The organism is Nitrospirillum guaranorum (assembly GCF_034653275.1).
GTDB lineage: Bacteria > Pseudomonadota > Alphaproteobacteria > Azospirillales > Azospirillaceae > Nitrospirillum.
In genome coordinates this window covers 1,326,211-1,347,282 of sequence record NZ_JAYEES010000001.1, presented here as the reverse complement: position 1 = coordinate 1,347,282, position 21,072 = coordinate 1,326,211, and the positions used below count along the sequence as shown (strand labels likewise).

Genomic DNA, 21,072 nt, shown 5'->3' with positions numbered 1-21,072 from the left:
TTGGTTCAGCCCACCCCACCCGCGCGCGGGTGGGCCCTGGGCATGGTGCTGGCCTGGGGTGTGTTCGGCACGGCGCCGTCTCACATGACGGATAGTAGTGTGCTGATCCATGAGGGCTGAACCTTCAACACAGTCCTCATGGTAGTGGTCTGAATGCGTATGCGGAAGGTGTTATTGGTCAAGCTCAAGATTTCATCTATGGTACTAATCTATATTACATAAGAATAATACATGGGTTTGTGCCAGGAGTCAGGAAGAGCCTATTTGGATTTTTAAGTTAAACCAGCCTATTAGCGGATCTGGGCCGATAGTTTAAGGCGGCGATTTTCTGCGGGGGCGAGCAAAAAAGTGTGGGGGCAGGGATGGGGCTGCGAGGGGCTGGCGGGGCTGACACCTGTCCGCAAGAGATACAACATAACCACCGGCTGCGGCTCGCTCGCGCCCGGAGAGTTTTTCTGGCTGGCTCCTCGCTGGCGGTGGTGGCCGTCGGGATGGCGGCTTCCCGGCCGGCACGGGCCATCGACGCCTACACCACCTTCAGCGGCAACTTCACCAATGGCTGGACCCTTTCCGGCACGACCTTGGCAGGATCCGGCACGGTCGCCGTCTGGCTGCAAGGCGCCACAATCACGCCGTTTGTCGAAAACGGCACCCTCGCGACCGGCGTGGGTGGCATCCTGCTCACCAACGGGTCGACCATCGGCACCCTGCGCAACAACGGTGTGATCAGCGGCACCGGCTACGCCGTCTCCATTTCCGGCGACAGCACGCTCGGGACGATCAGCAACAACGGCACCATCGTCAACGCCATCATCAACAACGGCACCCGCGACCTTGTCCTGACCGGCACCGCCTTGGGCACCTATACGGGCCTCGGCGGCAGCCAGGGCACCATCACCAACACCTTGAGCAACGTGGTGATGGCCGGCGGCCGTATCCTGCTGAACGATGCCGTGAACGTCGGTGGCCACACCCTGTTCAACACCGGCGCCTCCGTCACGCTGACTACCCTGGTCAACGTCACCGGCGACTACAGCCAGACCGCCGGCACACTGGTCTTGGGCGCCAGCGGCCAGTTGGCGGTCAGCGGCGCGGCCAGCATGACGGGTGGGTCCGTCACCGCCAGCCTGTCCGGCGTGCCCACTGGTGCCACCTACCTGGCGGGCCAGGCGCTGTCCACGCTGGTCGCCGCCAGCAGCGGCACCTATTCAGGCGTGAACGTCAGCGTCATTGGCGGTATCGCCAACCTTTCCATCGGCGGCGGCACCATCGGCGGCAATCTGGTGGCCCAGGCCACCAACGACTATATCGGCGCCAGCACTGCCAACCTGACGCTGACCGGCACGGTCACCGCCGGCACCTTCGCCGCGTATGTCGCCGACGGCGTCAGCATCGGCACCCTGGTCAACGCCGACACCCTGATCGCCGGCAGCATCGGCATCCAGGTGGGCAGCGCCACCATCGGCGCTCTGGTCAACGCCGGGCTGGTCGACGTCTCATCCATCGCCGTCGGCACCACCCAGGCCGGCATTCACCTGACCAGCGGCGCCACGGTCGGCACCGTGTCCAACACCGGCACCATCGTCGGCTTCCTCGGCATCTGGGACGAAAGCAATTCCGTCAGCCTGGTGTCCAACAGCGGCACGATCTCGCTCACCGGCAACCAGGGCTACGGCATCTACACCGCCGCCACCCTGCCCACCATCGTCAACAGTGGCACCATCGTCAGCGGCAACGGCGGTATCGGCATCTATGATGCCGGCTTCATCAACACGATCCGCAACAGCGGCCTTATCGCCATGGGTGCCGGCACGGGCGTGCGGGTGCAGTTCTGGCCCCTGGACACCCTCGTCAACAGCGGCACCATCGTCGCCAACACCGCTGTCATGCTGGCGCTGGGCGCGTCCATCTCCGGCAGCTTCGTCAATTCCGGCCTGGTCGCCGGCGACGTGGTCAACGGCAACGACAGCTTCGTCTACGGCAACCTGACCATCGTGGGCGGCACGGCCGGCACGGTCGGCACCTTTACCGGCTATGCGACCAACAGCCAGGGCACGATCAGCAACACCAAGAGCAATCTGGTCTTCGCGGGCGGCAGCCTGCTGCTGAACGACAGCATCAACGCCAGCGGCCACACGGTGCTGAACAATGGCGCCGGCGTCACCTTGGTCAACACCGTCACCCTCACCGGCGCCTATGCCCAGACGGGCGGCGGCCTGACGCTGGCCAGCGGCGCGCAATTGCTGGTCAGCGACAGCGCCAGCCTGACCAACGCCCAGGTCGGCGTGACCGGCCTGCCCGCCACCGCTAACTACGTGGTGGGATCGCCCACCACCCTGGTGGCCGGGGGCACGGGGTCTGACTACACCGGCGCCACCATTTCCATCGCCCCTCTGACCGGGGCTGCCGTCACCGGCGGCAACGACGGCCAGAACCTGCTGCTGATCGCCAGCAACGACTATATCGGCGGCACGCTGGCCACGCTGACCAACAGCGGCAGCCTGTCGGGCGCCACGGTGGTCTACATCGCCGCCACCGGCAGCCTGGGCCAGCTGGTCAACATCGGCACGCTGACCGGCGACATCCGGAACCTCTCGGCCAATACCCTGTCCATCAGTGGCGGCGCGGGCGGCGTGGTGGGCACGCTGACGGGCGGCACCCTCGCCAACAGCCTCAGCGAGGTGGTGCTCAGCGGCGGCAGCCTTCTGCTGGACGATGCGGTCGACGTCAGCGGCCACACCTTGACCAACAGCGGCGCATCCGTGACCCTGGCCAGCGTGGTCGGCGTCACCGGCAACTACACGCAGACGGCGGGCACCCTAATGCTGCAGCCGGGCGCGGAACTGGTGGTCAGCGGCGCGGCCGCCATGACGGGCGGCAGCGTCATCGCCACGCTGTCCACCCCGTCGGCGGGCGCGACATACCTGGTGGGCGACGCGCTGTCGACCCTGGTGTCCGCGGCCAGCGGCGCCTACACCGGCCTGAGCGGCACGGTGGACAGCGGCCTCGGCCCGTTGACGGCTACCCTGGGCACCGACGGGGCCAACCTGCTGGCGGTGGCCTCCAGCGACTACATCGGCGCCAATGCCGCCAGCCTGACGCTGACCGGTACCGTGGATACCGGCGGCATCGCGGCCTATGTCGCCGATGGCGCTTCCATCGGCACGCTGGTCAACCGGGGACACCTTACCGCCGGTACCGTGGGGGCGGGGATAGATGTGCGGGCCGCCACCATCGGCAGGCTGGTCAACGACGGGTTGATCGATGCGCGCGTGAGCGCCGCCACCACCCAGTTCGGCATCCGCCTGGGCACCGCCGCCACCATCGGCACGGTGTCCAACACCGGCACCATTCTGGCGCACGTCGGCATCCTGAGCCAAAGCCGCGCCGCCACCTTGCTGTCCAACGGTGGTCTGATCGCCGTGGGCGGCAGCGGCTTCGGCATCGTCAACAACGCCACCGTCGCAACGGTCAGCAACAGCGGCACCATCGCGGCCACCGCCGGCGGCGTCGGCATCTACAACGTCGGGACCGTTGCCGCGGTGCTGAACAGCGGGTTGATCACCGTCAGCGGCGGCACCGGCAACCAATATGGCATCCTGCAATCGCAGTTCACCATGGGTACGGTGGTCAACAGCGGCACCATCCTGGCGCCCGAGGCCGTGGCGCTGGTCTTCGGCGGCAGCATCGGCACGCTGGTGAACACGGGCCTGATCGCCGGCAACATCGTCAACGGCACCCTGAACGACAGCTTCTCCTATGGCGGCCTGACCATCGCGGGCGGCAGCGGCGGCACCATCGGCACCTTCACTGGTTACGCCGCCAACAGCCAAGGCACCATCAGCAACACCTTCAGCAACGTGGTCTTCACCAGCGGCGCCCTGTTGCTGAACGATGCTATCGATGCCGCCGGCCATACGGTGCTGAACACCGGCGCCGGCATCACGCTGGCCAATACCGTTCGCATCACCGGTGACTATGCCCAGACGGGCGGCAGCCTGAGCCTGTCCAACGGCGCCCAACTGCTCGTCAGCGGTGCGGCCAGCCTGACCGGCGCCCGGGTCAGCTTGAGCAGCCTGCCGACGCAGGCCAACTACGTGGTGGGCGCCCCGACCACGGTGGTGGTGGGCGGCGCCGGTTCCGATTACACCGGCGCCTCCATAACGGTGGCGCCCCAGACGGGCATCACCCTCGCCGGCGGGAATGACGGCACCAATCTGCTGCTGATGGCGCAGAGCGACTATGTTGGCGACACCCTGGCCACGCTGACCAACGGCGGCAGCCTGTCGGGCGCCACGGTGGTCTACATCGCCGCCACCGGCAGCCTGGGCCAGCTGGTCAACACCGGCACCCTGTCGGGTACCATCCTGAACCTGTCGGCCCACGACCTGTCCATCATGGGCGGGACGGCCGGCACGGTGGGCGTGCTGACCGGCGGCACCATCATCAACACCCTTGCCAACCTGGTGCTGTCCGGCGGCCTGCGCCTGGGCGAAGGCGTGAACGTCAGCGGCCACACCCTGGTCAATGCGGGCGCCACCCTGACCGTACCCGGCAACATCGGCGTGACTGGCGACTACGCGCAGACCGGCGGCACGCTGGTGCTGGGGGCCGGCGGTGGCCTGGTCGTCAGCGGTACCGCCAGTATCACCGGTGCCGCGGTGATTGGCACCGTGGCCTTCAGCTACGCCAACACCTATCTACTGGGCGATGTTCTCACCACCCTGGTTTCCGCCGCCAGCGGCACCTATTCCAGCCTGACCGGCACCCTCGTCGGGACGCTGGGCGGCGTGACGGCCAGCATCGGGACGGCCGGCGCCAACCTGGTGGCCGTGGCCGGCAACTATTACATCAACAGCAATATCGGCAGCGTCGGCAATACGGGCACCGCCACGGGCCGCACCGCCTTTTATCTGAACGGCGCGCTGGGCACCTTGGTCAACAGCGGCACGCTGACCGGCACCGCCGTTGGCATCTCGTCCCCCAACAACCGGGGTATCGGCCTGCTGGACAACAGCGGTGTGATCGACAGCGATACCATCGGCATCGGTGTCGGCAGCATCGGCACCTTGCTCAACCGCGGTACCATTTCCGCCCGGACCGCCATCATCGGTTCCAATTTCAACTCCATCGGCGCTATCGACAACCAGACCCCGGGCCTGATCAGCGGCAAGACGGCTTTATACCTTAATGGCACCGTGAGCCCCATCGGCTCGATCAACAACAGCGGGACGATCCTGGGGCAGTCCTACGGACTCTATAACAGCGGCAACATCACCCGGCTGACCAACAGCGGCACCATCGCCGCCACCGTGACCTCCGGGCTCGCCGTCAATAACAGCGGCAGCATCGGCACCTTCGGCAACAGCGGGAGCATCACCGCCGTCCGGTCGGACATGATCAACAGCGGCGCCATCGACACGTTGACCAACAGCGGGTTGATCGGTGGCGGGACCAACGTCGCCCTGCGCAACTACGGCACCATCAACACCCTGACCAACAGCGGCACCCTGATGTCCACCAACGGGGTGGGCTTCTATAACGACCGCACCGTCGGCCTTCTGGACAACGGTGGCACGATCAGCAGTGGCGCGACCTTCGCCCTGGCTGATTCCGGAACCATCGCCCGCCTGGCCAATTCCGGCACCATCACCGGCCCCGGTTTCGGCGTTGGCATCTTCAACGGCGGGAAAATCGACACCATCGTCAACGCCGGGTTGATCAAGGGCGGTACCGCCCTGGACATTTTCGTGGGCAGCCAGGTGGACCTGCTGGTCAACAGCGGCACCATCGCCGGCGACATCTACAACAACTTCGACCCATCCAATGCGGGGCCGGGAACGCTGGCGGCCGTCCTCACCATCGCTGGGGGCACCGGCGGCACCATCGGCACTCTGACCGGCGTCAACCTGACCAACCAGGGCCGCATCACCACCAGGTACGCCGACGTGGTCTTCGCCGGCGGCGGCCTGCTGTTGAATGACAGCATCACCACCAACGGCTTTGCCGTGCGCAATATTGGCGCCGGCATCACGGTCGCCAACACCGTCAACATCACCGGCGACTACATCCAGATGGGGGGCAGCCTGGGCGTGGCGGTCGGCGGCGGCCTGCTGGCGGTCAGCGGCAGCGCCAGCCTGACCAACGGGCAGGTGCAACTGGTGGGGGCCGCCACCAACAATTATTTCCAGGGCGGCACAGTGGGAACCCTGGTGACCGGCGGCGCCGGGTCGGACTACGCCGACGTGACGCTCAGCGGCGATGGCGCCGGTCTCAGCCTGGCCGGCGTCACCATCGGCAAAAACCTGATCGCCGTCGTGCGGAACGACTACATCGGCGGCACCTACGCCAGCCTGGGCAACACCGGGACGCTCAGCGTCCAGAACGGCGCCGCCGTCTATGTGGCGCAGACAGGCACCCTGGGCACCTTGGCCAACACCGGCGGCGTGATCAGCAGCGTCGGCAGCACCGCCGTCGCCAACCTGGGCACCATCGGCACGCTGTCGAACAGCGGCACCATCACCGGCGGCCGGGTCGGCCTTTACAACACCGGCCTCATCCATACGCTGACCAACGACGGCACCCTGGGCGGCCTGTTCGCGGACGGCGTCATCGACATGGCGGTTAACAGCGGCACCATCGGCGGCGCGTTCGATGTCAGGGGTACGCTGGGCCTGCTGTCCAACAGCGGCACCATCGGCACGCGGATTTATGTGGAGCAGACCGGGGGAATCGGCACCTTCATCAACAGCATCGGCGGCGTGATCAGCGGCGCCGCCAGCGGCATCGGGAACGCCGGCTCCCTGGGCACCCTGGTCAACCGAGGTTTGATCAGCGGCGCCCAGTACGGCGTCTTTTTCTCCAACGCCGCGGGCACGGTGATCAACAGTGGCACCATCCAGGCCACCGGTGCCGGCGGCACGGCCCTGTCCGGTTCCTTCGGCACCATCCTGAACAGCGGCCTGATCAGTGGCGCCAACGCCCTGTCCCTCACCAGCCAGCCGGACTTGCTGAACAACAGCGGCACGATCCTGGGCGACATCCAGGCCACGTCCGGCACCCTGACCATCACCGGCGGCACCGGCACGGTGGCGGGCACCTTCAGTGGCGCCACCGTGACCAACCGGGGCACCATCACCGTCACCAGCGGCAATGTGGTGATGGCGGGTGGTAACATCCTGCTGAACGACAACGTCGTCGTCAGCGGCCACACCCTGATCAACAGCGGCGCCAACCTTCAGTTGGCCGGCGCCGTCAGCGTCGCGGGCGGCTACAGCCAGACGGTCGGCACCCTGGGCGTCACGGTGAACAACGGCCTGACGGCCAGCGGCGTCGCCAACATCACCGGCGGCACGGTCCTGGCCTCCCTGGCCGCCACCGGCAACTATCTGGCGGGTACGCTGGGCACCCTGGCGGCCGGCGCCAACGGGTCCGGCTACGGCGCCAGCGTGGTCTCCGCCTTGACCGGTCTGGTGGGCAGTGGCGCGTCCAGCGGCGGCACCCTGCTGTTCGTGGGTGGCAATGACTATATCGGCGGCGCCTATGCCACGCTGAGCAACAGCGGCAGCCTGTCGGCCGCGACGGCCGTCTACATCGCGGCCACCGGCAGCCTGGGCAATCTTTCCAACACCGGCACGCTGGCCGGCAACGTCCGCAACCTGTCAGCCATCGACCTATCCATCACCGGCGGGGCCGGCGGCACGGTGGGCACCTTCACCGGTGGCACCCTGATCAACACCCTGTCCAACGTGGTGCTCGCGTCCGGCAATGTGCGCCTGGCCGATGCCGTCGATGTGACCGGCCACACCCTGGTGAACAGCGCCGCCGCCGTGACCCTGGGCGGCACCGTGGCCGTCACCGGCGATTACAGCCAGACGGGCGGCGGCCTGCGGGTGGGTATCGGCAGCGACCTGCTGTCGGTCACCGGGGCGGCTCGGTTCGCAGGCGGCGGCGCCACCGTTACCGGTTTCTCTGCCACCGGCAACTATATGGCCGGCAGCATCTTTGGCACCCTGGTGCAGGGTGGGGCGGGGTCCGACTATAGCGGCCTCGGCATCACCGACACGGTGACCGGCTTCGGCCTGGGCGGCACAGTGACGAACAACGCCCTGCAGGCCGTGGCGCTGAACGACTATGTCGGCGGCACATTGGCCGCGCTGTCCATCACCAATGCCGTCAGCAACGCCAGCACGGCGTTGTATGTCGCCTCCACCGCGTCCATAAGCGGCACGCTGACCAACAGCACCTCGCTGGTGGGTCAGAACGCCGGCCTGCGCAATTTCGGCACCATCGGCGCGCTGCTGAACGACGGGACGATCGCCGGCGGCGCCTATGGCCTGCGCAACAGCGGCGGCGCCATCACCTTCCTCGGCAACCACGGCACCCTGGCGGGCCAGACGGCCGGCCTGGCGGTGGACGGCGGCAGCGTCATGTTCGCCCTGAATGACGGCAGCATCGCCACTGTCGCCATCAGCGGCGGTGGTTCGGTGTTCGCGCTGGGCAATATCGGGCGGATCAGCGGCGGCGTCCAGGTGCGGGACGGCGGCACGCTGGGATCCATCCTCAACTTCAACAGCGGTGTGATCAGTGGCGCCACCGCGCTGAGCATCGGCGCCCAAGGCCAGTTCTTCGCACTGGCCAACGGCGGCACCATCGCCGGCAACATCATCAACAACGCCACGGCCACGCCCAACCTGACCATCACGGGTGGCACTCTGGGCAATACCACCATTGGGACCGGCACCTTCACCGGTGCCGCCCTGACCAACCAGGGCATCATCACCAACACCCTGGGCAACGTCATCTTCGCGTCCGGCGACGTGCTGCTGAACGACAGCGTCAATGTCGGCGGCAACACGGTACGGAACATCGGCGCCGACCTGACCCTGACCGGCGCCGTCAGCGTCACCGGCAACTATGCCCAGACGGGCGGCACCCTGGTCCTGGTGACAGGCGCCGGTGAGCTGTCCGCCAGCGGCAGCGCCAGCCTGACCAACGGGCAGGTGCAGCTGATCGGTGCCGCCGCCGGCAATTACCTGCAGGCCGGCACGGTGGGGACACTGGTTGCCGGCGGTGCCGGCTCCGACTACGCCGGCGTGGTGGTGACCGATGACGCCATCGGCCTGACCCTCAGCGGTGCCATCGCCGGCACCGCCCTGGTGGGGGTGGCGCGGAACGACTATATCGGCGGCACCTACGCCAGCCTGGGCAACACCGGGACGCTCAGCGTCCAGAACGGCGCCGCCGTCTATGTGGCCCAGACAGGCACCCTGGGCACCCTGGTCAACGCCAGCGGCGTGATCAGCAGCGTCGGCAGCACCGCCGTCGCCAACCTGGGCACCATCGGCACGCTGTTGAACAGCGGCACCATCACTGGCGGCGGGGTCGGCCTCCATAACACCGGCCTCATCCATACGCTGGCCAACGATGGCACCCTGGGCGGCCTGCTCGCGGACGGCGTCATCGATACGCTGATCAACGGCGGCACCATCGGCGGCACGTTCGATGTCAGCGGCACGCTAGGCCTGCTGTCCAACAGCGGCAGCATTGCCACCCGGATCCATGTGGAGCAGACGGGCGGACTTGGCACCGTCGTCAACAATGTTGGCGGTCTGATCAGCGGTGCCGCCAGCGGCATCGAGAATGCCGGTTCCATTGGTATCCTGATCAATAGCGGCACCATCCTCGGCACCACCAACGCCGGCATCGGCGGCGCCGGCGCCATCGGCCTGCTGTCCATCACCAGTCTGGGCGTGGTCGGCGGTGGCGTGGTGGGTGTGGATGCCGGCATCCTGGGCACCCTCATCAACCAGGGCACCATCGCCGGCGGCAGCATGGGCATTTCCGCGGGCACCATCGGCCTGCTGGCCAATGCCGGCATCATCAAGGGCGACGTGGCCACCTCGGGCGACCTGACCGTCACCGGCGGCAGCGGCACGGTGATGGGCATCTTCACCGGGGCTACCCTGGGCAGCCAAGGCGCCCTCAGCATTGCCGGCGGCAACCTGGTGCTGGCCGGCGGCAATGTCCTGCTGAACGACAGCGTGCGGGCAGCGACCGTGGTCAATACCGGCGCCTATTTGGCGTTGGCCGGCGGCACCAGCGTCACGGGTGCCTACAACCAGACGGCGGGCACCCTGGGTGTCACCGTGGACCACGGCCTGACGGTCAGCGGCGTCGCCGGCATCACCGGCGGCACCGTCCTGGCCACCCTGGATGCCACCGGCAACTATCTGGCGGGTACGCTGGGCACCCTGGGGACCGGCGGCGCCGGTTCCAACTACAGCGGTGCTGTGGTGGCCTCCGCCCTGACCGGTCTGACCGGCAGCGGGGCGGCCAGCGGCGACAGCCTGTTGTTCGTGGGCGGCAACGACTACATCGGCGGCGCTTACGCCACGCTCAGCAACAGCGGCAGCCTGTCGGCCGCCACGGCCGTCTATATCGCCGCCGCCGGCAGCCTGGGACGGTTGGCCAACAGCGGCACGCTGGCCGGCAACATCCGCAACCTCTCATCCTTTGATCTGTCCATCAGCGGCGGGTCCGGCGGCACCGTGGGCACCTTCAGCGGCGGCACCATCGTCAACAGCCTGTCTAACCTGGTCTTCGCGTCCGGCGATGTGCGCTTGGCCGACGCCATCGACGCCACCGGCCACACGGTGGTGAACAGCGGCGCCAACCTGACGCTCGGCGGTACCGTCGCCGTCACCGGCGACTACGACCAGACGGGCGGCAGCCTGCGGTTGGGCATCGGCAGCGACATGCTGTCCGTCACTGGGGCGGCACGGTTCACGGGCGGCACCGCCACCATCACCAGCGCGTCGGGCACCGCCAACTATATGGCCGGCAGCATCCTGGGGCCGCTGGTGCAGGGCGGTGCGGGGTCCGACTATACGGGCCTCGGCATCACCAATCTGGTGACCGGCTTCGGTCTGGGCGGTACGGTGGCGAACAACGCCCTGCAGGCTGTGGCGCTGAACGACTATATTGGCGGCACGCTCGCCACGCTGTCCATCACCGGCGCGGTCAACAACGCCAGCACGGCGCTGTATGTGGCCACCACAGCGTCGCTGGGCACCTTGACCAACAGCACCACGCTGGTCGGCCAGAACGCCGGCCTGCGCAATGTCGGCACCGTCGGCGCGCTGGTGAATGACGGTTCCATTGGGGGCGGCACCTATGGCCTGCGCAACAACGGCGGCCTGATCACTTTCCTCGACAATGTCGGCACTCTGACAGGGCAGACCGCCGGCTTGGCCATCGCCGGCGGCGCGGTCGCCTCCGCCCTGAACGTCGGCGGCATCGCCACCGTTTCCATCGGCGGCACCGGTACGCTGCTTTCCCTCGACAACCAGGGCCAGCTCAGCGGCGGTGTCCTGGTGACCGGAGGTGGGCGCCTCGACACCCTGGGCAACAGCGGCACCATCGCCGGCGATATCCGGGTGGCCGCCGGCACCCTGACCATCGTCGGCGGCAGCGGCGCTACCCAGGGCACCTTCACCGGCAGCACCCTGGGCAGCCAGGGCACCATCGCCGTCGGTGGCGATGTGGTCCTGGCCAGCGGCACCATCTGGCTGAACGACGGCATTCAGGCCACGGGCCATACCGTGGTCAATGCCGGCGCCAACCTGCAGCTGGCGGACGCCGTCAGCGTCACTGGCGCCTACAGCCAGGCGGCCGGCATCCTGGGGGCCACCGTGAACAATGGGCTGACGGCCAGCGGTGCGGCCAGCATCACCGGCGGTACCGTCCTGGCCACCTTGGCCGCCACCGGCAACTACCTGGCAGGTACGCTGGGCACTCTGGTGGCCGGCGGTAACGGGTCAAACTACAGCGGTGCCACGATCAGTTCGGTCCTCACCGGCTTGACCGGCACCGGTGCCGTCAACGGCGACACCCTGCTGCTGGTGGCGGAGAACGACTATATCGGCGGCGCCTACGCCACATTGACCAACAGCGGCAGCCTGTCGGCTGCCACGGCCGTCTATATCGCGGCCGGCGGCAGCTTGGGCCAACTGGCCAATACCGGCACGCTGGCCGGCAACATCCGCAACCTGTCGGCCGTGGATCTCTCCATCGGCGGCGGGGCCGGCGGCACGGTGGGCACCTTCACCGGCGGCACCATCGTCAATAACCTTTCCAATGTGGTGTTCGCGTCCGGCGATCTGCTGCTGGCCGACGCCATCGATGCCACCGGCCACACGGTGGTGAACAGCGGTGCTGCCTTGCGGCTGTCCAGCCAGGTCAGCATTACCGGCGCCTACGCCCAGACCGGCGGCACCCTCAGCATTGACCCCGGCGCCGGCCGCCTGGTCGCCAGTCAGGCCATCGTCGTCAGCGGTGGCATGGTTCAGGCTACGCTCAGCGCCGGCGGCACCTATCTCTATGGCAACGGCTATACCCTGATGCAGGCTGGCGGTGGCATCGACCTCAGCGGCGCCAATCTCATCACCGCCCTGGCCGGCTTCGCGGGCAACACCACCATCGTGACGGTGGCGGGCACCAGCGCCTTGCTGCTACAGTTCGCCAACGACTATATCGGCGGCGCCATCGGCAACGCGTCGAACAGCGGCACCATCACCGGCGTCCGCACCGCCGGCTACGTTGCCGCCACCGGCAGCGTCGGCACCTTGTCCAACACCGGCCTGTTGTCGGGCGGTGTGATCGGCGTCGCCAACAACGGGGTCGTCGGCACCCTGGTGAACGACGGCACCGTCATGGGGTCCAGCAGTGCGGCCGCCAACGCCGGCACCTTGGGCACCCTTGCCAATAGCGGCACCATCACCGGCGGCCGTGACGGTTTCCACAATATCGGTACGGCCGCCCTGGTCAGCAACACGGGCCTGATCAGCGCCATGTCCCGTGCCGGCCTGTACAATGGCGGCGGCATCGCCACCGTTTCCAACAGCGGCACCATCACCGGCACCGTCGGCCTCTACAACAGCGGCACGCTGGTGGTTCTGATGAACGCCGCCGGCGGCACCTTGGCGGGTGTCACGGCGCTGTACAATGACGGCACCCTGGGCACCATCGCCAACAGCGGCGTGATCCGCGGCGCTATCGTGAACGACGCGGCGCAGGACCTGGTATTCACCGGTGCCGGCGGCGGCCTGGGCACGCTGACGGGCCAGTCCGGTATGGGCACGATCACCAATACCCGGGGCAACGTGGTCTTCGCGGCCGGTGCCCTGCTGCTGGACGATGATCTCGCCGCCACCGGCCATGCCGTGGTGAACAGCGGCGCGACCCTGGCGCTGGCCAATGCCGTGACGGTCAGCGGCGATTATAGCCAGGTCGGCGGCAGCCTGGTGCTGACGCGGAATGACACCCAGGCGGCTGAACTGGTGGTCAGCGGCACCGCCACCGTCGGCGGCACCGTGCTGGCCAGCCTGTCGTCCACCGCCAACTATCTGGTGGGGACCAGCACGCTGCTGCGGGCGGCCGGCGGCGCCACCGTGACGGCACAGCTGCAGGTCAGCGGCATCACCGGCCTGTCCGCCGCGCAGGGCACCGTCAGCAATGGCCTGACCCTCACGGTCGGCAACGATTATGTCGGTGGTTCGCTGGGCAGCGTTACCAACAGCGGCACCCTGTCGGCGGCCACCGCCATCTATGTGGCCGGCAGCGGCACCCTCGCCACCCTGGTCAACAGCGGCCTGCTGACCGGCACCGCCCATGCCCTGGTCAACCTGGGCAGCCTGGGCACCATCGCCAACAGCGGCACCATCGCCGGCGATATCCTGGACAACGGCGCCGGCGCGCTGGTGATCACGGGCGGCGCCGGCACCCTGGTCGGCACGCTGACGGGCCGGTCCGGCATCGGTACGCTGACCAGTACCGGCGGCGACGTGGTCTTCGCCGGCGGTACCCTGTTGTTGAACGATATGATCGCTGCGGCGGGCCACACGGTGTCCAACACCGGTGCCTCGTTGCACCTGGCCAACACCCTGACCATCATCGGCGACTACCGCCAGACCAGCGGCAGCCTGCTTCTGGACGCCAACCAACTTGTGGTCACCGGCATCGCAGCACTCAGCGGTGGCACGGTGGCGGCCTCGGTCTCGGCAGCCAGCAACCAATTGGCGGGCGGCGTGCTGGGCACCCTGGTCGTGGGTGGTGCCGGTTCCAGCTATACCGGGCTGACGGCCCTGGTGAACGTGGCCAGCGTGGGCGTGACGCTCAGCACCGTCACCATCGGCGGCAATGTCGACCTGCTGGCCATGATCGCCAACAACTATGTCGGCGACACGCTGGGTAGTCTGGGCAACAGCGGGGTGATCAACGCCCCGACGGCCGTCCATGTCGCCGCCGGCGGCACCATCGGCAGCCTGTTCAACACCGGCACCCTGATCGGCACCATCGCCGTGATGAACCAGGGCCAGGTCGGCAGCTTCAGCAATGACGGCACCGTCCTGGGCAGCGTCGCCGGCATCAGCAACAGCGGCACCATCGGCACCCTGGGCAATGCCGGTACCGTCACGGGCAGCGTCACCGGCCTGGGCAACCAGGCGGGAGCCAGCATCGGTACGCTCAGCAACAGCGGCACCGTCGCCGGCCAGATGGCCCTCTACAACGCCGGCACCATCGACGTCTTCGTCAACACCGGATCGCTGATCGATGCCGGCGCGCCTACGGCCGCCGGCCTCTACAACACCGGCAACATCGCCACGGTGCTGAACGGCGGCACCATCCTGGGCGCCACCTATGGCGTCTACAATGCCGGCACCATCGGCACGCTGGCCAACAGCGGCCTGATCACCGCACCTACCGCCCTCTATCTCGACACCAGCGCCAGCCTGGGCGTTCTGGCCAACAGCGGCACCGTCACCGGCAACATCCTGAACTTGTCGGCCAACACCCTCAGCATCACCGGCGGCAGCGGAACGGTCGTGGGCACGCTGACCGGCTACACCGCCGGCAGCCAGGGCACCATCACCAACACCCTTGGCGACGTGGATCTCGCCTCCGGCAACCTGCTGCTGAACGACGCCGTGAACGTGACCGGCCACACCCTGGTCAACAGCGGCGCCTCGGTACTCCTGGACAGCCTGGTCAGCGTCACCGGCAACTATAGCCAGAGTGCGGGCACCCTGACCCTGGACATCGCCAGCGGTGGGGCCCTGGCCGTCAGCGGTGCCGCCAGCCTGAGCGGCGGCACCGTGCTCGCGGATTTCGCGTCCACGGGAAACTTCCTGGCCGGCAGTGCCACGACACTGGTCGCTGGCGGCGCCGGGTCCAGCTACCTCGGCGCGGTGGTCCAGGGCAGCCTCACCTGCCTGGTGGTGAGCCAGGGCGTGGTGGGCACCAACCTGCTGGCGGTGATAGGCAACGACTACATCGGCGGCACGCTGGGCACCTTGGCCAACACCGGGACCCTCACCGCCGCCACGGCCGTCTATATCGCGGCTAGCGGTACTCTGGGCACGCTGGCCAACAGCGGCGCCCTGATCGGCGACCTGCTCAACAGCAGCAGCCATGATCTGGTGATCGCGGGTGGCAGCGGCACGGCGACAGGGTTATTCAGCGGCGGCACCATCCGCAACAGCCTGAGCAACCTGACCTTCGCCAGCGGCGCGGTCGGCCTGGGCGATGCCATCGACGTCACCGGCCACACGGTCGCCAACAACGGCGCCAGCCTGACCCTGGGCAGCGACCTGGCCGTGACGGGCAACTTCAGCCAGACGGCCGGCACGCTGTCGGTGGCCGGCCATGGCCTGAACGTCAGTGGTGCCGCGCAGGTGACGGGCGGTGTGGTGAATGCCGGCTTGAGCGGTGCGGCCAACCACCTGGTGGGCGACAGCACCACCCTGGTCCAGGGCGGCGCGGGTTCCAGCTACGCCGGCGCCACGGTGACCAGCGGCCTGGCCGGGCTGTCGGCCATCGGCACCACCAGCGGCACCAGCCTGCTGGCCGTGGCCGGCAACGACTATATCGGCGCCAGCCTGAACACGCTGAACGTCACCGGTACCTTGAGCAACACGGCGGGTGGCGCCACGGCGCTGTACATCGCCTCCACCGGCATGCTGGGCACCCTGGCGAATAGCGGCACGATATCCGGCAACATCACCAACGCCGGCGGTACCGGCCTGTCCATCACCGGTGGCGCGGGCACGGTGACCGGCACCCTGACGGGCCAGAACGGCGCCGTCGGCACCATCACCAGCACGCTGGCCAACGTGGAACTGGCCGGCGGCAACCTGCTGCTGAACGACCAGGTGAATGTCGGCACGGGCACGCTGGTGAACAGTGGGGCCAACGTGCTGCTGACCAACGCCATCAGCGTGACGGGCAACTACAGCCAGTCGGCGGGCACGCTGGCCATGGGCATCGGCAGCGGCACGGCGGGTGAGCTGCTGGTCAGCGGCGACGCCGCCTTCACCGGCGGCACCGTCGCCGTGACGGCGCTGTCGGGCAGCAACCTGATCGCGGGCCAGAGCTACACCATCGCCGAGGTGGGTGGGACCCTGACCACCAGCGGCCTCAGCGCGGCCGCCAGCGGCTTCAGCGCCACGCTGGGCAGTGGCACGAACGGATCGGCCACCGACCTGCTGCTGACGCTGCTCAGCGACTATGTCGGCGGCACTCTGGGCACCCTGACCAACAGCGGCACCATCAACGCCGCCACGGCGGTGCTGATCACCAGCGCCGGCAGCCTGGGCACCCTGGCCAACAGCGGGGCCATCATCGGCAACGTGGTCAACAATAGCGCCAATGATCTGGTGGTCGTGGGCGGCACCGGCGGCGCGGTGGGCGGCTTCTCCGGTGGCACCATCCGCAACAGCCTGAGCAACCTGACCTTCGCGTCGGGTGCCGTCAGCCTGGCCGACGCCATCGACGTGACCGGCCACACGGTGGCCAACACGGGCGCCAGCCTGACGCTGGCCAGCGACGTGGCGGTGACGGGCAACTACAGCCAGACGGCGGGCACGCTGTCGGTGGCCGGGCATGTCCTGAGCGTCAGCGGGGCGGCGCAGGTCACGGGCGGGGTGGTCAATGCCGGCATGGCGGGCACGGCCAACTACCTGGTGGGCGACAGCGTCACCCTGATCCGGGGCGGCGACGGCTCGACCTACACCGGGTCCACGGTGGTCAGCGGCCTGACGGGCCTGGACGCCACGGGTGCCGCCAGCGGCAGCAACTTGGCAGCCGTGGCGGGCAACGACTACATCGGCGCCAGCCTGGCCACGCTCAGTGTGACGGGCACGCTGGCCAACAATGCGGGCGGCGCCACGGCGCTGTACATCGCCGGCACGGGCACCCTGGGCAGCCTGGCCAACAGCGGCCTGATCAGCGGTAACATCACCAACGTCTCCGCCCGGGATCTGACCATCACCGGTGGCAGCGGCACGGTGGTGGGCAGCTTCGGCGGCGGCAGCATCCGCAACACGGGCGCCAACGTGGTGTTCGCCTCGGGCGCGGTGGCCCTGAGCGACCAGATCGACGTGGGCGGCACGCACACGGTCAGCAACATCGGGGCGGCCATCGTGCTGACCACGGACGTGGGCGTCACCGGCACCTATGCCCAGAGTTCCGGCAGCCTGACCGTGAACGGCCATGTGCTGACGGTCAGCGGCCCGGCGCTGGTCAGCGGCGGCACGGTCAGCGCCGGCGTCTCCGGTGTGGGCAACTATTTCGTCGGCGATAGCGTGACCATGATCCAGGGCGGGGCGGGCTCGTCCTACACCGGGGCCGTGGTCACCAGCGGCTTGACGGGCCTGGACGCCAAGGGGGCGGTCAGCGGCAGCAACCTGCTGGCGGTGGCGGGCAACGACTACATCGGCGCCAGCCTGACCACGCTGAACGTCACCGGCACGCTGGCCAACACGGCGGGCGGCGCCACGGCGCTGTACATCGCCAGCACGGGCACGCTGGGCAGCCTGGCCAACAGCGGCACCATCAGCGGCAATGTGGTCAACACCAGCACCCGCGACCTGACCATTAACGGCGGCGGCAACGGTGCCGTGGGTCGCTTCACCGGCGGCACCATCACCAACACCGGGTCCAACGTGGTGTTCGCGTCCGGCGCCATCAGCCTGGGCGACACCCTCAACGTGGCGACGCACACGGTCAGCAACGCCGGCGCCAGCATCGCGCTGGCCAGTGACGTGGCGGTCACGGGCAACTTCAGCCAGAGCAGCGGCACCCTGACCACGGGCGGCCATGTGCTGACCGTCAGCGGGGCTGCCAACGTGACGGGCGGCGTGGTCAACGCCGGGGTCAGCGCGGTGGGCAACTACTTGGCGGGCGACCGGGTCACCCTGATCCAGGGCGGCACCGGCTCCAATTACGCCGGGGCCACCGTCACCAGCGGCATCACCGGTCTGTCGGCCACGGCCGTGACCAGCGGCAGCAACTTGGCAGCGGCGGCGGGCAACGACTATATCGGTGCCAGCCTGGACACGCTGACCGTTACCGGCACCTTGGCCAACACGGCGGGTGGCGCCACGGCGCTGTACATCGCAGGATCCGGCACGCTGGGAACCTTGGCCAACAGCGGCACCCTCAGCGGCAACGTGGTGAACCTGTCGGCCAACGACCTGGTGGTCGCGGGCGGCACGGATGCCGCACCGGGCGTGTTCACCGGCGGCACCATCACCAACACCCGCTCCGACCTGCGCTTCGTGCGCGGCGTCATGATGTTGAACGACCGCATCAACGTCGGCAGCCACGGCGTGTTCAACAGCGGGGCCACCCTGCTGGTGAACAGTGCCGTGAACATCACCGGCAGCTACAGCCAGACGGCCGGCAATCTGGTCATCGGTGTCAGTTCCACCACCAGCTACGGCACCCTGGTCATCAGCGGCAGCGCCAACCTGACGGGCGGGTCGGTGACCCTGACGGCGGTCAACGGCGGGCAGCTGTCGGCGGGCAGCTACACCATCGCGTCGGCCGGCTCCACGCTGACGGCCAGCAACCTGACCCTGACGGCCGCCGGCTACACCGTCACCAGTTCCACCATCACCGCCAACGGCGCCACGGACCTGATCCTGACGCTCAGCGGCGGCAGCGGCGGCACCACCGGCCCCACGGGCCCGACCAGCCCCACCCAGCCCAGCACGCGCTACACGGCCGTGGGCTTGGCGGCGGGCGGGCCGGGGGTGGGCACCGGCCGGGCGCTGGATGTCATCGCCAACAGCGATACGGCTGCGGCCCAGGCCTTCCAGGCGGCGGTGCTGACCCGCCTGTCCAAGCTGTCGGGCGAGGCGCAGCAACTGGCGGTGACGCAGTTGTCGCCCAGCCAGCTGACGCCGCAGATCAACACCTTCTCCGTGACACCCTTCACCAACGCCATCAGCCAACACCAGCAGCATGCGGCGGCGTATATGGATGGCCCAATGGGGGATGTAAACGGCAAGGGGGCGGCGGCCGGCTCCGACGGTCAGCAGGGGGCGGTGTGGGGCGAGATCCTGGGCGGCGGCGTACTGCGCGGCAACAACGCCGACGCGGCGGGCTACAGCGGGACCACGGCCGGTCTGGTGCTGGGCGTCGACTGGTACGCCAACGACGATGTCATGGCGGGCCTGGCCTTCAGTTGGCTGAACGGCTCGGTCAATGGCGAGGGCAGCGCCGCCGGCAGCCAGACCAAGGCGGCCAGCTACCAGCTGACGGCCTACAGCGTCTGGCGGCCCGACTGGGCGGACCATCGCCTGTCGGTCGAGGGCCAGGCCAGCTTCGGCTACAACCACTACGACCAGCGCCGGTGGATCAGCTTCCTGGGCGCCCGCGCCAACGCCAACTATGGCGGGGAACAGTATCTGGGCAAGGTGACGGTGGGCTATGACCTGCCGGTCTCCGCCAGCTTCACCCTGACGCCGCAGGCCAGCCTGCGGGCCGTGCGCCTGACCAACCACGCCTATGACGAGCATGACGCCGGCGTGGCCAACATGGCGGTGGGCGCCCTGAAGGTGGACAACCTGACGCAGGAGCTGGGCGCCAAGCTGTCGGGTACTATAGGGACGGCATGGGGCCGGCTGCTGCCGGACCTGCGCCTGACCTGGGTGCACGACTATTTGAATGGACCCATCGCCACCACCAGCGTCCTGGCCGGCACCAGCTTCGTCAGTAGCACCGGCCGCACCGCGGCCGATGGCCTAGGCATCGGCGTGGGGGCCACCCTGGACCAGGGCGACGGCTTCAAGCTGCGGCTGGAATACTCAGGTGAGCTACGCCGCGACTACCAGAGCCACGCCGGGGTGTTGCATGCCACCTTTGACTTCTGAGCGAAGACGCGCTCCGGTTACTGTCTCCTCCATCATCTGCGAATTGGCACTGAAGTTGGCCTTCAGCCGAAAGTGGGGCATGTCATCTGGAATGATATGATTGGTGGTATCTCTGCACCGATTTACGCCGAAAGCGGATGATCCCCATCCTGATCCATATCCGCACCCGCTGCCTGGCGGACTTCGGGGATCCGGCCCGGCATTCAGGCGAAGAGTATCTCTACGTCCTGACGGGTGCCGTCACCGTTCATACGATCTGCCTGGACAGCACCATGGCGCACGTATACGCGGCGGCCGGCTGCGAAGAGGCCGTGGCCCTGTGCCTGTGCTCCAGCCCCGACGAGCGCCTGCATGACGAGTTGATGGCCTCCCCGACATCATGATCATGCCGCCCCTGGAGCTTGGCCCAGGGACGGCGTGCCGGTCAGAAATAAGTCCGGTAGGCATCCACCACCGTGTAGTCGTCATCGACCACCAGCAGCAGCTGCCACTTGTCCAGCGTGGTGCAGGGATGGGACACGCCCAGGCCGACACGATCGCCCACCTTCAGGTCGGCATCCACCGGGATGCGCGGGTAGGCGTGCTGGTCATTGACGCCGACGACTTCCCATACCATCCACCGATGCTGGCGCTGCGCCGCCACGTGGGCTGCTGCCGGATTGGATGACACCGGGATAAGGTATTGATCCAACCGGGGGACGAAACTTGGAGCGCAAACAGTACAGCCGCGAATTCAAGATCGAAGCGGTAGGGCTTAATCGAAGAGCGTGGTGTCAGCGTGGCGCAGGCTGCGCGGGATCTTGGGGTTCACGTGACCATGCTGCGCAAATGGGCGCGGGCGCTCGGCCGGGCCGGT

At 68.1% G+C, this 21,072-nt stretch carries 3 protein-coding genes and 1 pseudogene; 3 read left to right on the top strand and 1 reads right to left on the bottom strand.

All coding sequences use genetic code 11. From position 1 onward, the window contains the following. Positions 1–491: 491 nt before the first annotated feature. Both UAJ10_RS05335 and UAJ10_RS05330 read left to right on the top strand, forming a co-directional pair. The gene (locus UAJ10_RS05335) at positions 492–20,216 is read left to right on the top strand and encodes a hypothetical protein (RefSeq protein WP_322914312.1); all 19,725 of its coding nucleotides are present in this window, start codon (positions 492–494) and stop codon (positions 20,214–20,216) included. A gap of 137 nt (positions 20,217–20,353) precedes the next feature. Next, entirely contained in the window at positions 20,354–20,599 is a 246-nt protein-coding gene (locus UAJ10_RS05330) for a cupin domain-containing protein (protein ID WP_322914311.1), read from the top strand. A gap of 41 nt (positions 20,600–20,640) precedes the next feature. Here the strand turns inward: UAJ10_RS05330 and UAJ10_RS05325 are convergent, their stop codons facing one another. Further along, positions 20,641–20,859: a hypothetical protein gene (locus tag UAJ10_RS05325; RefSeq protein WP_322914504.1), complete on the bottom strand. Its 219-nt coding sequence runs from the start codon at positions 20,857–20,859 to the stop codon at positions 20,641–20,643. Positions 20,860–20,921: 62 nt separating this feature from the next. Between UAJ10_RS05325 and UAJ10_RS05320 the strand changes: the two are divergent. After that, positions 20,922–21,054 (top strand): annotated as a pseudogene (locus tag UAJ10_RS05320) (transposase); the annotation flags it as partial. Between the last annotated feature and the right edge of the window lie 18 nt (positions 21,055–21,072).

What these genes read in the sequence shown, in the direction of transcription:
- UAJ10_RS05330 (WP_322914311.1), top strand. Translation starts at nt 20,354, where the DNA reads ATGATCCCCATCCTGATCCATATCCGCACCCGCTGCCTGGCGGACTTC.
- UAJ10_RS05335 (WP_322914312.1), top strand. Translation starts at nt 492, where the DNA reads ATGGCGGCTTCCCGGCCGGCACGGGCCATCGACGCCTACACCACCTTC.